Annotated in this window: 15 protein-coding genes; 6 read left to right on the top strand and 9 right to left on the bottom strand. The window is 38.8% G+C overall.

Features of this window, described 5'->3' with window-relative positions:
* Positions 1–132: 132 nt before the first annotated feature.
* On the top strand, positions 133–1,764 hold the full coding sequence (locus tag ACIQXV_RS25730) for a putative polysaccharide biosynthesis protein (protein WP_402963960.1): 1,632 nt from the start codon (positions 133–135) through the stop codon (positions 1,762–1,764).
* The gene (locus ACIQXV_RS25725) at positions 1,754–2,473 is read left to right on the top strand and encodes a pseudouridine synthase (protein ID WP_402963958.1); all 720 of its coding nucleotides are present in this window, start codon (positions 1,754–1,756) and stop codon (positions 2,471–2,473) included. The genes ACIQXV_RS25730 and ACIQXV_RS25725 overlap by 11 nt, the downstream gene beginning before the upstream one ends.
* A 102-nt stretch (positions 2,474–2,575) precedes the next feature.
* On the opposite strand, the gene ACIQXV_RS25720 is transcribed toward ACIQXV_RS25725, so the two are convergent.
* From ACIQXV_RS25720 to ACIQXV_RS25685, 8 genes are all read right to left on the bottom strand, one after another.
* Positions 2,576–3,364 (bottom strand): alpha/beta fold hydrolase, encoded by a 789-nt coding sequence (locus tag ACIQXV_RS25720; RefSeq protein WP_402963955.1) that lies wholly within the window; start codon positions 3,362–3,364, stop codon positions 2,576–2,578.
* Positions 3,365–3,369: 5 nt separating this feature from the next.
* Complete coding sequence (locus ACIQXV_RS25715; RefSeq protein WP_402963952.1) at positions 3,370–4,401, bottom strand: hypothetical protein; 1,032 nt, start codon at positions 4,399–4,401, stop codon at positions 3,370–3,372.
* Positions 4,402–4,534: 133 nt separating this feature from the next.
* Entirely contained in the window at positions 4,535–5,788 is a 1,254-nt protein-coding gene (locus ACIQXV_RS25710; protein WP_402964107.1) for a DUF4309 domain-containing protein, read from the bottom strand.
* Between the two features lie 67 nt (positions 5,789–5,855).
* On the bottom strand, positions 5,856–6,920 hold the full coding sequence (locus ACIQXV_RS25705; protein ID WP_402963949.1) for a Ger(x)C family spore germination protein: 1,065 nt from the start codon (positions 6,918–6,920) through the stop codon (positions 5,856–5,858).
* Positions 6,917–8,008, bottom strand: a complete 1,092-nt coding sequence (locus ACIQXV_RS25700; protein WP_402963946.1) for a GerAB/ArcD/ProY family transporter — start codon at positions 8,006–8,008, stop codon at positions 6,917–6,919. The genes ACIQXV_RS25705 and ACIQXV_RS25700 overlap by 4 nt, the downstream gene beginning before the upstream one ends.
* A 16-nt stretch (positions 8,009–8,024) precedes the next feature.
* On the bottom strand, positions 8,025–9,515 hold the full coding sequence (locus ACIQXV_RS25695) for a spore germination protein (protein WP_402963943.1): 1,491 nt from the start codon (positions 9,513–9,515) through the stop codon (positions 8,025–8,027).
* Positions 9,516–9,706: 191 nt separating this feature from the next.
* A complete protein-coding gene (locus ACIQXV_RS25690) occupies positions 9,707–10,141 on the bottom strand; it encodes a Dps family protein (protein WP_402963940.1) in 435 nt (144 codons plus the stop codon).
* Positions 10,142–10,235: 94 nt separating this feature from the next.
* Entirely contained in the window at positions 10,236–11,492 is a 1,257-nt protein-coding gene (locus tag ACIQXV_RS25685; RefSeq protein ID WP_402963937.1) for a TolB family protein, read from the bottom strand.
* Positions 11,493–11,713: 221 nt separating this feature from the next.
* Between ACIQXV_RS25685 and speD the strand changes: the two genes are divergently transcribed.
* Entirely contained in the window at positions 11,714–12,523 is an 810-nt protein-coding gene (gene speD, locus ACIQXV_RS25680) for an adenosylmethionine decarboxylase (RefSeq protein ID WP_402963934.1), read from the top strand.
* 40 nt (positions 12,524–12,563) lie between these two features.
* On the opposite strand, the gene ACIQXV_RS25675 is transcribed toward speD, so the two are convergent.
* Positions 12,564–13,310 carry an AAA family ATPase gene (locus ACIQXV_RS25675; protein ID WP_402963931.1) on the bottom strand — a complete coding sequence of 249 codons (747 nt, stop codon included), beginning with the start codon at positions 13,308–13,310 and terminating at the stop codon, positions 12,564–12,566.
* A 153-nt stretch (positions 13,311–13,463) separates the two neighbouring features.
* On the opposite strand from ACIQXV_RS25675, the gene ACIQXV_RS25670 reads away from it, so the two are divergent.
* From ACIQXV_RS25670 to ACIQXV_RS25660, 3 genes are all read left to right on the top strand, one after another.
* Positions 13,464–13,892: a DUF2935 domain-containing protein gene (locus tag ACIQXV_RS25670; protein WP_402963928.1), complete on the top strand. Its 429-nt coding sequence runs from the start codon at positions 13,464–13,466 to the stop codon at positions 13,890–13,892.
* A gap of 136 nt (positions 13,893–14,028) precedes the next feature.
* Positions 14,029–14,451 (top strand): SRPBCC family protein, encoded by a 423-nt coding sequence (locus tag ACIQXV_RS25665; RefSeq protein WP_402963925.1) that lies wholly within the window; start codon positions 14,029–14,031, stop codon positions 14,449–14,451.
* Positions 14,452–14,784, top strand: a complete 333-nt coding sequence (locus ACIQXV_RS25660; RefSeq protein WP_402963922.1) for an ArsR/SmtB family transcription factor — start codon at positions 14,452–14,454, stop codon at positions 14,782–14,784.
* Positions 14,785–15,513 lie beyond the last annotated feature (729 nt).

The following is a 15,513-nucleotide window of genomic DNA, read 5'->3' as shown; positions in this document are numbered from 1 at the left end:
GATTCTTGATAAAAATAAATAGGTTGTGAGTAGCGTCCGGGTGAAAGAAGTTGTAAACTACTAATAGTGTGCAAAAAAAGTCGAATTTTTTTTGAAGCTGCACACGTATTTCTTCGGGTAGGAAGGGATTTTATGCAGTCTAAGCTTTTAAGAGGAACATTTATATTAACGTTAGGAACGATCCTTTCGAAGGTAATCGGCTTAATTTATGTTATTCCGTTTTATCAAATTGTCGGTAAACACGGGACACAGCTTTATTCTTTCTCGTATGTCCCTTATACGATATTTATTAGTATCGCAACAGCAGGGGTACCACTTGCCGTTTCTAAATTTATTGCAAAATATAATGCGCTGGAGGAATACGCGGTTGGCCGAAAGCTGTTTAAATCTGGCTTAGTGGTTATGTTATTAACTGGGTTTGCAGCGTTTTTATTTATGTATTTAGCTGCACCAATGTTGGCAGAGATGAGCCATCCCAGTAAAAAAGATATAGCTAATGTAACTACTGTCATAAGGGCTGTTAGTTTTGCGCTGATTGTTGTTCCGTTTATGAGCTTAATCAGGGGTTATTTTCAAGGGCATCAATCAATGGGGCCATCAGCTGTTTCACAGGTAGTAGAACAAATCGTCCGAATTATTTTTACGCTTGCAGGTGCCTATGTTGTCCTGAAGTTTTTAAATGGAACAATCGTTTCTGCTGTTAGTGTCGCTACGTTTGCTGCCTTTATTGGTGCAATTGGCGGTTTGCTCGTTTTATTTTGGTATTGGTATAAAAGAAAGCCATATTTGAATCAACTATTAGAACATGATAAAGGAACAATCGACATCTCGTTAAAGGAGATTTATAAAGAAATATTTATTTACGCGGCACCATTCGTTTTTGTTGGGATCGCGAATCCATTATTTCAATTCATTGACCAATTTACGCTAACAAGAACGTTGACGGAAATAGGAATGAAAGAGAAGTTAGCGGATGTTGCATTTGGTATCTTGAATTTTGAGTCACATAAAATTGTCATTATTCCGGTTTCACTGGCAACGGCTTTTTCATTAACACTTGTGCCAAGCATTACGAAAGCCTTTGTTGAGAATGATCGAAAAAACTTAAACCGCCAATTAAACCAGACCTTTCAAGTTTTATTGTATTTAACATTACCGGCGGCAATCGGTCTTTCTTTATTAGCTGAGCCCGTTTATACAGCGTTTTATGAGCATGATCCACTTGGCACACAAGTATTAGGTGCCTATGCGCCAGTAGCCATTTTATTTTCCCTTTATTCGGTAACTGCTGCCATTCTACAGGGAATTAATGAACAGCGTTTTACGATCTTAAGTTTACTCATTGGGCTATTAGTTAAACTGTCCCTAAATATTCCTTTGATCAAAATGTTTGAAACAAAAGGGGCAGTGCTGGCAACAGCACTAGGATACACGGTTGCTATCGTGATTAATCTCATTGTTATTAAAGCATTTTCCCGCTATCCATTCCGTCTTGTATGGCGCAGAAGTTTATTGATTGTGATTTTCGCAGGATTAATGTGGGCGGGGACAGAGATTGCTTATAAAGTAATGTTATTATTCCTTTCCCCAGCATCCAAGCCACAATCAGTGCTGATTATTTTAATCAGTGCCGGAGTTGGAGCTGCTATTTACTTTTACTTAGGTTTTAAATCGGGTCTAGTCCACCGCTTATTCGGTGACAGGATCGAGCGGTTAATGACCAAATTTAAATTACCAGGGCGGAGGAAAAGCGTTGAGAATTGATAAGATGCTAGCCAATCTCGGCTACGGCAGCCGGAAGGAAGTCAAACAGCTGCTAAAAAGTGGTGCTGTAAAAGTAGATGATGCGGTGGTCAAGGATGCGAAGCAGCACGTTGATACAACTAAACAAACCGTAACCTTAAACGGCGAAGTGATTGAATATAGAGAATTTATTTATCTCATGATGAACAAGCCGCAAGGGGTTTTATCAGCGACAGAGGATAATTCTTGCGAAACCGTCATTGATTTGTTGGAGATGGAGGATCAGGTGTATGAGCCCTTTCCTGTCGGCAGGCTCGACAAGGATACAGAGGGATTGCTGCTTATCACCAATGACGGCCAACTTGCTCACCGGTTGCTTTCACCTAAAAAGCATGTACCGAAGACGTATTTTGCTGTGATTGAGGGAGAAGTGACGGAGGCGGATATTGCATCATTTGCTCGGGGAGTAACCTTAGATGATGGTTATGAAACAAAGCCAGGCGACTTGAAAATCTTAAAATCTGGCATCCGCTCTGACATTGAGTTAACCATCACCGAAGGCAAATTTCATCAAGTAAAGAGAATGTTCGAAGCAGTTGGTAAAAGAGTTGTTTACCTGCAGCGGATCTCGATGGGACCTCTTGCTTTAGATGAAACACTCGAGCTTGGTGAATATCGGGAACTAACGGACGATGAAGTCGAGTTATTAAGAGACTATCAAGTGAAATAAAGGATTTTTTTGAAAAAGCAGCTACTTTGAACTGCACCCCAATTGTTAGACACATTCTAACAATTGAAGGTTCAGTTCACTTTTGAGCTGCTTTTTCGATTTTTATTTTAAAAAATTCACCACTAGGTTATTAAATTCTTGCGGTTTTTCCATACTGAGCAAATGTGCGGTTCCAGGAAGAACGACCTTTTGAGAATGCTTTATTTTTTCATGTAGGTAATTAGCAATCGCAATGAAATCCGGGAAATCGACATCAGGTGATACGATCAGTGTTGGGGCTGAGATGTTTTCCACCCTATCAATCGTCTTTGTTTCCGGCAGGATCATTTTTCCTTTACCATTTTCCCTTGCTAAATTGTCCTTCAACATAATAGCATAGTTCTCTATGATATCTGAATTGATTTCATCCGTTGACCGAAATGGACCAGCAACCCATGCCTTGCACATGAGTTCAATTACCTTCTCTTGATCGGAGCACTCTCGTAAATGCGCATTATACTTTTGTCGCTCAGGAGAGAAGTCACTCCAGCCTAATAACCCAGTAGAGACTAGAATTAATTTATTGACCATTTCAGGATAGGCTAATGCGAAATCCATTCCTAGATTTCCGCCAACGGAAAGCCCAACAAGATTTACCTTTTCAATCCCCAAAAATGCTAATAATCCTTTAATGTCCTCAACAAGTGAAAAATCCTGATCATGTGTGCCGGATTTACCCACCCCAGCAAAATCAAAGCGAATCGCTTGAAAGTGTTGTGCGAATTCTTCAAATTGTGCATCCCACATTCGCGAATCAAGTGGATAACCATGCAGCAATAATACCGGCTGCCCTTCACCTGTCATTTCATAATAAAGCTTCGCTCCGTTGATTTCAGCAAATCCAGTTTTCATTTTTTTTAGCCTCCGATTTCTCCAATATAAGATAGTGAATCAACTTCAACATCATCTAATTCACCCTTAATAATTCGCTGTACATCCTTAATAAGGGTTTGAAGCGGTACCGAAACGCCTTGTTTTTTTGTTAACGGTTCCGCAATGAAGAACGGCTGTGAAAAATAAGCCTCGAGACGCATGCCTCGACGAAAGGTATCTCGGTCTGATTCAGGTATTCGTTCCATACCTAGAAATCTTAATTCACGATAACGGTGCAGTAACTTCTTTGCTTGCTGCTGTGTTTGTTGATGAACCTTTGAAAGATGTGCCCCTTCTATTAGGACCGAAGTGGAGTAGAGCGGGTTGATGGCCGGATAAATTTTTCGTGAAACAAGATCTGCATCAAATTGCCACAGGGTATCCAATGGCCCATATGGCTCCAGTTCATCTACGGCCTCGCCTCTTAAATCTACTAATAATGTAGTGGGGGAGACTCCCTTTTCCTGCAGATTCTCGATCAGAGAATAGATTTCACCAGTTATAACGGTCTCCCGGTCAGTAGCTAGAAGAACAGGCTGCTTCGACATTTGTAGAATTTTTTCAAAGGCATCATCGGAAGAGTGACAGACAAATTTGGCTTCATCGGTGACATCACTTAATCCAACAGCTTCTCCTTTTGGTTTTAAAAAGAAGGTTTGATAGCCTTTAAGATTCATTCTATGAAAAATCTCAGCTAATAGGACAAGCTGACCCATTCCCGGTCTAGCGACAAACCCGATGGTATCTCCAAGGGTGAGTGGGGCAAATAAATCAATTGCCTTAATCCCAGTTTCCAGCATTTCCGCATCATTTGTCCGAACGATCAGTTCATCTACAGAACACTCGGCAAGGTCTGCAAGAGCTACGAGGGTTCGTACTTCTGCTCTGCCTAGCGGAATTTTCCCGGTGCAAAGATTTGAAACGGTTGCTGGCCTAAGTCCAACAGCTGCGGCAGCAACTGTTAAATTTGGCACACGCTTTCGTAACAGCTCGACATTTAATCTCAATTCATCCATTATTGGCCTCCTTGAAAAAATTACTCTTGAAATAAAAAAATTACTCTTAGGAGTAATATATTCTGAATATTCATTATGTCAAGTAGCTTTTACAAAAAAAGGCAGAGTGGAGAATCCCATACTCTGCCTTTGCTTATTGATATGCCTTAATATTCAACAAATCTTCCAAATCAACAATTTCAAAATTCCTTTTTTGTAATTCTTCGATTAACATCGGTAAGGCCTTTTTTGTTTCAACCTTATCAGAATCGGAGTGCATTAAAATGATGTCGCCGTTTCGAACATTGGCGATCACATTGTTAACGATATTTTTCGCTTCCATTTGCGACCAATCCAGTGTATCAATCGACCATAGGACAATCGAATAACCTTCTTGCTTAGAAATCGCGGCTACTTGTGCGTTTGTATCACCATATGGTGTCCTAATGATGGCTGGTTCTTTTCCGATCACCAACTTAATAGCCTGCCCGGCATCATCGATTTCTTTCCGAACAGCTTCTTTTCCTAATTTCGTTAATTCCATATGATTATAGCTGTGGCTAAGGACTAAGTTTCCATGGTTGAAAGCCTCTTTAACAACATAAGGGTGTTCCTTCACTTTACTTCCTAAAAAGAAGAAATTCCCCTTCACATGATTGGCAGCTAAAATATCAACGATAGCTGGGGTGATGGCTTGATCCGGCCCATCATCAAATGTAAGGGCAACTTTCTTTATATTTGGTCCATTAATAAACACATTTTCTTGATTTTTCGCAAAAAGAACAATCTCTTTCCTCCATTTTTGCATGGATGCCCATGCGGATTCAGTTAGTTGATTAGAAATTCCTTTAATATCAAGAATATAATCATTTGTTGATTCTGCTCTTTTAGAATGAAAAACAGAGATATGGTCGATGGTTTTGCTGCTTTTCGAAAGGATGATTTTTAATTGAATGTCTTGGTTCGGTTCATAAACAAAAATCACTTCAACGTTGTTTTCCCTTTTTTCTGCTGGCTGTCCAAATGTTTCTACAACCATCTGGTCGGAAATCTCTTTCAATTCATTCGTAAAAGATCGCACATCGAAAATTTCCCCTGCCTTGTTATAGCCAATAACAATATTTTTTTTAGTATAGGTTGCATAGAAGCCAAATCCTGCCTGATCAACCTTGTCCGGTTCTCCCCATGCTGATTTCACCTGTTCGATAGTGCTTTCATAGGCATTAAATGGACAATTCTTTACCATGCCTTTTCGAGCCCAATCCATTAGTTCATCCAGAAATTTTGAGGAGAAACGGTTTACATCTTTCGGACTTAAGGCATTTTCCTTTGGTTTCACATTATTGCTTTGATGCGGAGTTTGCGAAACACATGCTGTTAAAATCGTGGAAAAAGAAAATAGGATCATCAGCAAAGTTTTTAGTAACTTCTCCAGGCTTCATCCCTCCCCTACATCCTGACATTCTATTCCTACCTTAATCGACTATGCCAGTTTCCTCAATAATGACGTTGCAGACTATTTCAATATTCAGATTATTATATTCATTTTCCCATTTTTTGAAGTCAAAACCTCGTTTCTTGCTTTTATAAAAATTTCCCAATCCGATAGGGTCCGCCCTTTTTTCTTGAAAAATTTTTACTAGCTTTAAACATTCCTTTTCTACTTTTCTTTCTAAATTCCTTCGAATTTTATTTATTTCTTTTTGATTAAGTTTCTTTCCTGTATATTCTTGAATGGAACCCTTAATTTTTATTTGTATAGTAACGTGGGAAGGATTTTTTGGGGATATTTTAAATTTATGCTTTGAAACGTAGCTTTTGATGGATGCCTTCCCGTCATCACCATTCGGAACTGAAAAATTACCTTTACTGTACTTGTCCACAAGCAGTCTGAAATAAAACATATTTTCTGATGGGATAACGCCTGCTACTTTATCTGCTTTAAAAAAGCTAATCCCGTTGATCTCGACTTGATCAGCGCTTTTTGGTTTTAAAATAGGAAGATAAATATCCTTGCCTTTTTGATAATAATCATGCAATAACAAATGGAGATTGGTTTTAGGTATATCCTTACTTTTTACGTTATTATCCAATAAATTATATAAATAATTTCCAGTTCCAATTGTTCCGTATTTTCCTTGTAATATTTTTTGCGCTTTCCCATCCGCAATGGCAAAATAATTTCTCGCCCCTATGGAAACATCTCTTTGATATACATCTAATATATCTTTAATTCCATTCTTTCCAAGCTCCTCCCCGATTATGGTCACTCCCACACCGCCAGTGACAAGTGGCTGGGAGGATTGCCTCGCTGCTTTTATTAAAATGTCTCTTCGAAGAGAAGCTTTTGAAATAAACGTTTGATTCGTGATACTTTTATCAGGTTTGAAATTTTGTGTTAGAAAGGTGCCAATCATTTGACCATCATCAAGGGTGTCAAAGCCTACCCCAGTAACAATATTAATATCATCAATGATTTTCTTCTCAACACAGCCCGAGATTAGAAATAAGATGATTAAATATAGGAAAAGCCTTTTCAATTTTTCTTCACCCTCTTAACAATCTGGATCGCAATGAATAATAAAGGAATGTGCAGGATGATAAAAGCAAATCCTATTTTCCCCATAATACTATTTAACAGATCAATTTTTTCCCGTGTATTAATGAAATTGATGAAAACTAAATGGGAGATAATGAACAAATACACCCCTTTTTTCTGTTTAATATTAAAAATTCTTTTTACTAGCCTTGAGCCAATCCAAATCGAAATACACACGTTGGGTAGGATAATTAAATTCCAGTTAGCAATTCCAATGAACTCGAAGCGATCTACAAAGGATAGTTTCAAAATCTTCCACATCGTCAATGTGGGCCATATTGCCTTTTGCAGCTGTCCTTCCGAGAAATAGGCAAACGTAATAACCGCAAAAACTGTAAATAGGAGTGTGGTGGTTAATACAGCTAAATGGGCCCATTTTTTAGACTTTTGTGGATCCTTAATAAACGGGTAAAGAAAGAGCACGATTTCAAAGCCAATAAACGAAAGTGTCATGTGGAAGGAACTTTTTAGCAAGTCTTTTACAGAATGATCCCAAATGGGCAATAAATTTTCAAAGTGAGAATAGGGTAAATTGAACCCAAAACTTAACAATAAGTATGCCGGTAAGACTAAGCTGAAGTAAGCAATTCCAACGATTGTCCGCAATCCTCCAAAGACAATATACATACAAAGCAGCATAAAAGAGAGGGTGAACCAGAATAGGCTCAATTCCGGAAACATCCAACTCTGAATGATTTCTATGTACGTACGCAAAGTAGCCAAAGAATGCATGAGGAAATAGACGATAACGGGAAAACTTAGTAGCTTTCCGAAAAAATTCCCCGCAACATAGATATGGGCTGTTACCAAATCTCCATTAACAGTTTCGGTAATTTTATAAATCATCCATATAATAATATGAAGGCATGCGCCTGCAAACAAGATTGAGATCCAGGCATCATAGCCAGCATATTTGGCAATTCTGCGCTGAAAATCAAAAGCACCGAGACCGATTTGCATGGACATAATCACGAAAAAAATTAAGAAAGGGGAAATTTTCAGCCTGTCGGGAATTGTTTGCGCTTGCATTATTGGTCACTTCCTATCATTCCTCAATATCCTTTTTCATGCTTGGCTTTTTACTATTATATCGGTAAGGATGTTTTGTTCTTAAAAATTGCGGACGCATCGCATGTTCTTTGAACGGTAACCTGATTAGAGAATCTTGCATGTCTATCATTCTTGGTGGATAAAATGGCTCTAAAAAAGGCCTGCCAAGGGATGTAAGCCGAATTAAGTGGGTCAATAAAATACAAAAAGAAAAGACAATGCCAACTAATCCCCATAGGTGGGCAAAAAACAAAAATGGAAAGCGAAGTAACCGAATTGTATTGCCCATCTTGTAGATGGGTGTCGTAAAAGAAGCAAGTGCTGCCAGCGCGATGAGTATAAGAAGAACATTGCTTGTAAGGCCTGCTTCAACCGATGCAGTCCCAATGACGATCCCGCCTACGATACCAATTGTCTGCCCGACCTTTGTCGGCAGCCTCGCTCCCGCCTCCCGTAACAATTCAATCGTCAATTCTAAAAACACAGCCTCCAAAACGGGTGGAAAAGGCACGATTCTCCTTGATGAAATTAATGTTCCCAACAAATCATGTGGAATAATTTCATAATGATAGGTTAGTACAGCCACATAAAGGGGGGTAACCAAGATAGAAAACGCAACGGCAAAAACCCTGAGTAATCTGAAAAAAGAGGCTATTGCCCAATTTAAATAATAGTCTTCGAAGGCACTGAAAAAATTTATTAAATTAGCTGGTGTAATCAAAACATGCGGTGACCCGTCTACACAAATGGCGATCTTTCCTTCAGCCAAAACCGCTGCGACTCTGTCTGGCCTTTCTGTATCCAGCAACTGAGGAAATGGAGAATTCGAATTATCGGATATGATCTGCATAATATATGAACTGTCGGTAATCGCATCAAATTCGACATCTTGCAATCGCTGCCTAACGGTATTCAGGTTCTCCTGATTCGTAATTCCTTCCATATGTAAGATCGCAATCCTTGTTTTAGATAAACTGCCAATTATAAATTCCTCGACTATTAGTTCTTTCACAGGCAATCTTCTTCTGATTAAATTTAAATTTGCCTCAATTGATTCGACAAAAGCTTCTTTCGGACCAATAACGGAAACCTCTATTTCTGGAGGCGCTACAGCACGGATCAGTTCCTTTTTGGCTGCAATCAAACCAAATTGATTTTCCTCTGTTTCAATTGTCAGGAGTGCATAGCCATTACATAACCTTTCTTCAATTTTGGAAGAGTCTTCACAGATTTGAACATCCTCAAATGGAACGATTTTCTTCAAATCATTAATCGTATGAAAATCTCCCTCTAATAGAGAAGAAAGGAATTGTTGAACACTTTTCTCATCAACTAATGTATTTAAAAAGCTAAGACAAAAACGTACATTTGTTTTTGGATGGGAATAAAAGGCTTTTTTAAAATCTTTGGATTTTGCTAATATATGTTCCCACTCTTTTTCTTCAAGATTCCCTTGTCCTTTTTTCATGCTAAACCATCTTTTCATCAACAATCACCGTCAATTATAGAGTATTTCTATTGTTTCCCTATTTGGATAAACTATGAATAGAAGGAATAATGTGCATCAAAGAATGAAGAACAGATGATGAGAATCAAAACCAGAGCGGATTTTAGATTAAATAAATGGAAAAAGAAAAATGACTTGGAAAAAATTCCAAGTCATTTTTAGGTGTTTAATTATGCTTGCAAGAAGGATTTCAACATCCAATTATGTTTTTCGAGTTTTCCAATAAGACCAAGGAACATATCGCTGGTCACTTCGTCGTTAGTTTGTTCCGCCACTTCCATCCCAGCTTTTAATTCATTAATGACTAGAGAAAAGTCATTAATAACTGCTTGAACCATTTCTTCTGCCGTCAATTTTTCATTCGTTTCCTCAATGGTTGCTAGTTGAAGTGACTCTTTTAATGTTGAAATAGGGCTGCCGCCATTTGCGAGTAATTGTTCTGCAAATTCATCCATTGTTGCTGCTGCTTCCTCATATAGTTCTTCAAATTTTGCATGCAAGGTAAAGAAGTGTGGTCCTTTCACATACCAGTGAAACTGATGTAATTTTGTGTATAATACGTTCCAGTTTGCGATTTGTTGGTTGAGAACTTGTTCAAGTGTCATTTAGCATTCCTCCTAATTTCTTATCTATTTTAATTATAACATATATTACTTAGAAGTAAATATCAAATTATAATAATTATAAATAATATATAATTTAATAATAAAAATCATACAAAACAGTGTTTTTAATCCAAACCTTTGCATTATCCCCGTTTTGATCAGCAATCCATAAGTCTCTATGTAAATCAACCAAATCTTTGTACCGCTGCCATGTTAATTTATTGACAGAGGGGAGATAAATCGGGTCGTAATCGCCATAGTCCTTAGGGGGATGGCTAATTTGAGTTTGCTTTTGTTCGCCAATTTTTATCAAAAATAATGAAGGGTCTGGCCGCTGCTTGGCATCATTGGACCATTCGCTTTCTTTTACTCTTGAAACAACTAAGGAATGATCATCCTTCCAAGTAAAGCCAAGTTCCGCAAACTTTGGCGGTGTTAGGTTTATCGATTTAAAGGCGGGAAAATCCGTTACCTTCATATCTTTATCTTTAAATCCAAAGACAATTCTGCCTCCACCGGCAATATATCCTAACCGATTTTGTTGAAACGCCCATTTTTTCGGGGATTCTCCATTTATTTCATCTATAGCTTCGAAGTGTTGGCCGTCAGAGGAAATGACACAGACCATATTACTGTCCATGGCCCCTGATGCTGTTGGGCTGACGACGAAAGAAATCCACTTTCCATCAGGGGAGAATTGAAAATTCTGTACATCAAGTGCTAGAACGCTAATGTTTCCTTTTTTCACTTCACTCGGAATGGTATAAAGCTTCTTTACATTCTTGGTTAGACTGGTCATTTTGGATAGGTCCTTTTCAAGACCAATTTGAAAAAGAACTGGATTTGTCCAACCATCGGGTCTAAGGGAAGCACCAGAGGCTGTGATGAACGAGCGACCATCCGGGTACCAGCTATAATCGCCAACACCTAACGCAATATTATAAAAGTTTTCAAGGTTCGAGACATTTAGGACACCGCCGCTTTTAAAAGCCAGGATATTCTCAACAGGCGACCATTTAGGGTTGTATCCATCCAGTGTAATCCTTTTGTGCTTTTTCGATTCCAGATTATACACCCATATTTCTGTCTGAAACTCCATGCTCGGATCAAGCTTCCTTTTCGCTTCAACTTGATAGACAATCCATTTTCCATCATGAGACCAATGGGGAGGATAGTCATACTTGGCTGCTTCTTTCGTAATTTTTTCTTCCTTGCCATTTATTTTTGTCCAGAGAAAACCATCCCTAATAAAGGAAATCTTTACATTATTTTCAGAAACGGATTCCGCATTCGCCAAGCTGCTAGGCAGCCATAATAGAAAAATCAATAAAAGATAAAATTGTTTTTTCATCCTTTCACCTCATTTAGAAGACCTTCAATTATTTTCCACAAGAAAGCGGGAAATATGATAAATAAAAAAGCAAAGTATCTAAAATCGATACTCTGCCTTATTTTTAAACTGGATTTGGAAATTTTTTTAAAACAGAGTATTCTTTTTGAAAAAATAAGTAACCGGGTATAACAATGGGTATTATAAAACCTAAATAGTTTTAAGGATGAAGGGGGAAGAATATGAGACTCACACATGAGCAGGCCATTGAGCTACATGGCTTTAACAATCTGACGAAGTCGTTAAGCTTTAATATGTACGACATTTGTTTTACAAGAACGCGGCAAGAGCGGGAGGCCTACTTAAACTATATTGATGAACAATACAGTGGGGAAAGATTGCAGAAAATATTGACGCATGTTTCCGATATAATTGGTGCCCATGTCCTAAATGTAGCAAGTCAGGATTTTGAACCGGCGGGGGCGAGTGTGACTTTGTTGGTATCAGAGGGGCCCGTTGCCAATGCTCCATCAGAATCCTTTGAGGAATCCCCTGGGCCGCTTCCGGAATCGGTCGTGATGCAGTTAGATAAGAGTCATATCACGGTTCATACATACCCGGAATTTCATCCTGATGAAGGAATCAGCACGTTTCGGGCGGATATTGATGTCTCAACCTGTGGAGAAATATCGCCGCTTAAGGCACTTCATTATTTAATCCGAGCGTTTGAGACCGATGTGATGACGATTGATTACCGTGTTCGTGGTTTTACAAGGGATAAAACAGGGCACAAACTTTTTATTGACCACGAAATCAACTCAATTCAAAATTACATCCCTGAAGATGTCGGCGAATTATTCGATATGATTGACGTCAATGTCTATCAGGAGCATATTTTCCACACAAAATGCAAGCTGCGCGAATTCGATTTAAATAACTATTTGTTTGGCTATACGAAAGATAAGCTGTCACCGGATGAACATATTGAAATCACCGAAAGATTAAAGATTGAGATGGATGAAATTTTTTATGGGAAAAATATTGTTCCATAAAAAGAGCGCGGGTGTTCGCGCTCTTTTTCCATGAGCATGATTAACCATTCAGCAAATGATGCAGCATTCTATTTTTATCATCAAAAAATTGTTTCATAATTCGGTAATGGTTTGTTTCCTCAAGCTTGCTCTCACTTATTCCTTCTTCGGTGAGTTCAAAGATTTTTGCATCTGGGTAGGCCATGATGATCGGTGAATGGGTAGCGATAATAAATTGGGAATTTTCATTGATCAAGTCATGAATTCTCGTCAGCATTGACATTTGACGTAGTGGTGAAAGGGCAGCTTCCGGCTCATCCAGAATGTAAATGCCATTTCCGCCAAACCGATGAAGGAACGTGGCAAAAAAAGCCTCACCATGTGACTGTTCATGCAAGGAAACGCCGCCAAAGGAATCAATTATCGGCCGCCCCAAAATTTCTTGATCCATTTCCTCAATATTGGAAGCAACATTATAAAAACTTTCTGCCCGCAGGAAAAATCCATCCCTGGGTTTTTCAATCCCTTTGATTACTTGAAGATAATCCCCAAGCGGTGAATGCGAATCAAATGTTGAAAAATTAAAATTAAATGAACCGCCTTCAGGATTGAATCCTAAGGCAACCGCAATTGCCTCAAGCAAGGTTGATTTCCCCATCCCATTTTCACCCACAAGAAATGTTACATTTGGATGAAAAGAAAGCTCGTCTAATGTCTTCAAACTGGGCAGGTTAAAGGGATATTTTTTAAAAGAAGGGATTTCATCTCTTTTCATTTTGATACTTCTGATATATTGTGTGTTTAACATCAATCCTACCTCTTAATTTTACCAATTTTAAATAATTGTAACATGTTTTGCGGTGAATAGCGCTGACGGGAGTAGTAAAGAATTGGTTTTGATTACGAATATTCTCATAGCCCATCCCATAGATTGAAATGACAAGATAATGGGGGGATGTCTATGCAATTTTACTATGGGCCGCAAATGCCGCTGCGCATTTTAGATGAAGCAGAATTTTGGAAGCACCAAGAAGAGGAACACACGGTTGTCATTCGGGAGCTGGTGTCTGGCCTTGAGCCAGAATTTGTCGATGCCTTGAAAAAATGGGAACAAGCACTCGGGGATACACACAAACAAGTTGTCAGTTTCATTGAATCTGTGATTCGGTCCGGTGCGGAGGTATCGAATCAATTGTATCAGCAGGTGCTCCAACTAGTATCCTTTTGCTTGGAGCAGAGTGAATCGTTTATTCAACTATGTGAGCAAATTAAAACACATAGCCAAGCGGTCAGCAGCAATCATACTGCTAAAGTTGTTCTTAATCACATCATCCGTGAGTCCGAGTACTTTATCGGGATTGCCCGCGCACTGCTGTCTAGCGGTCAATGAATGAAATAATCAGATTAGGCTGACTTTACTTATGTAGAGTCACCTTTTTATGCTTGACATGAAACCAAAAGGTGTTATATTATTTTGAATGGAAACCAATTGGTTTCATAATTGTAAAAATAGAGGAGCATTCATAATGGAAAATCAAACACAAACATTACCGGATATTAGATACACCCTGGTTTACAATGCACCAATTACGAAAGTATGGAACGCTGTGGCCACCTCAGAAGGGTTAGCGGCTTGGTTTATGCCAAATGATATGGAGCCAGTTGAAGGTCATGAATTTCATCTAAATGCCGGCCAATTCGGGATGTCTCCATGTAAGGTAACAAAAGTCGACCCGCCTAACAGCTTATCATTTAATTGGGGAAAAGATTGGACACTTACGTTTGAATTAAAAGAAGTTGAAGGAAAAACAGAATTTACCCTCATTCATGGCGGTTGGGATTCTGGAAAAGTTACGGAATTTGGTGCGCCACATACGCCAATTCGCGACAACATGAACCAAGGTTGGGCAGGTCTTGTGCAAAAATTGCAAGCATATGTTGAGGCGTAAATGGCTGCATCATCAGCAAAGCATGATGTCTTTCAAGCCATCGCTGATCCAACCAGACGAAAGTTGTTGAAACTACTTAGTAAAGAAGAGATGCCTGTCACGGTGATTAGTGGACACTTTCCAATGAGCAGAACGGCCGTATCCAAACACCTAAGGGTTTTAGCAGATGCTGGACTGGTAAAGGAACGAAAAGTCGGCAGAGAAACACGGTACAAGCTAGAGCCGGAACCTCTAGTTGAATTAAAAGATTGGCTCCAGTATTTTGAACTATTTTGGGAAAATAAACTGACCGCACTGAAATTGTTTGTGGAGTCAGACGAGAAGGATGTATAAAGTTACCTGAGCCAGGCTTCTCGCCTGGCTTTTTGGCTGTTTAGAAGGTATGCTGGATGGGTTGGCGAGTAAAACGGGAATTGTGACGAGTAAAGCGATAAAACCGACGAGTAAAATGGAAAAGTCGACGAGTAAATCCGCCATTCAGACGAGTAAATCATAAAAAGTGACGAGTACCGGGGAAATTGCCCTAAAAAGGTAATTTAAAAGGGTGCTATCAAGGGAATGATCGACACAAAACCATTATACTTATTGAAAAGTTACCTTAGCCAGGCTGCCCGCCTGGCTTTTCAACTGTTTAGAAAGGCGCACTGGATAGGGTTGGAACCGACAAAATAGACAAAAAAGAGTTAAAAAAGATAAAACGTCTCCTTCTAACCAACCACACGCCAGATAACCCAGATATCCTCAAAGCATTCAATTTAACTCCAAAAGATATCATTACAGGTGTCCAATGCCCAGAAAGTAATACAATTCCAATGGTTTATAAAAAGGGAAACTGGTGTTGTTCAAAGTGTAAAGCAATTTCCAAAACAGCACATTTTCAAGCCATCAGGGACTATTTTTTATTAATAAAACCCTCCATAACCAATGCAAAACTTTGCCGGTTCCTTCATATTGACTCTATCCATATTTGAGTTAAGATACTAAAATCAATGAATTTGCCTTACACAGGTAATTTCAAAAATCGAGTCTATCATCAGCCTTCAAAAAATTACGAATATATAA

It is taken from the genome of Neobacillus sp. NPDC097160 (assembly GCF_044762155.1).
Lineage (GTDB): Bacteria > Bacillota > Bacilli > Bacillales > Cytobacillaceae > Neobacillus.
The sequence above is the reverse complement of the archived record's forward strand: the minus strand, read 5'-3'. Positions and strand labels throughout refer to the sequence as shown.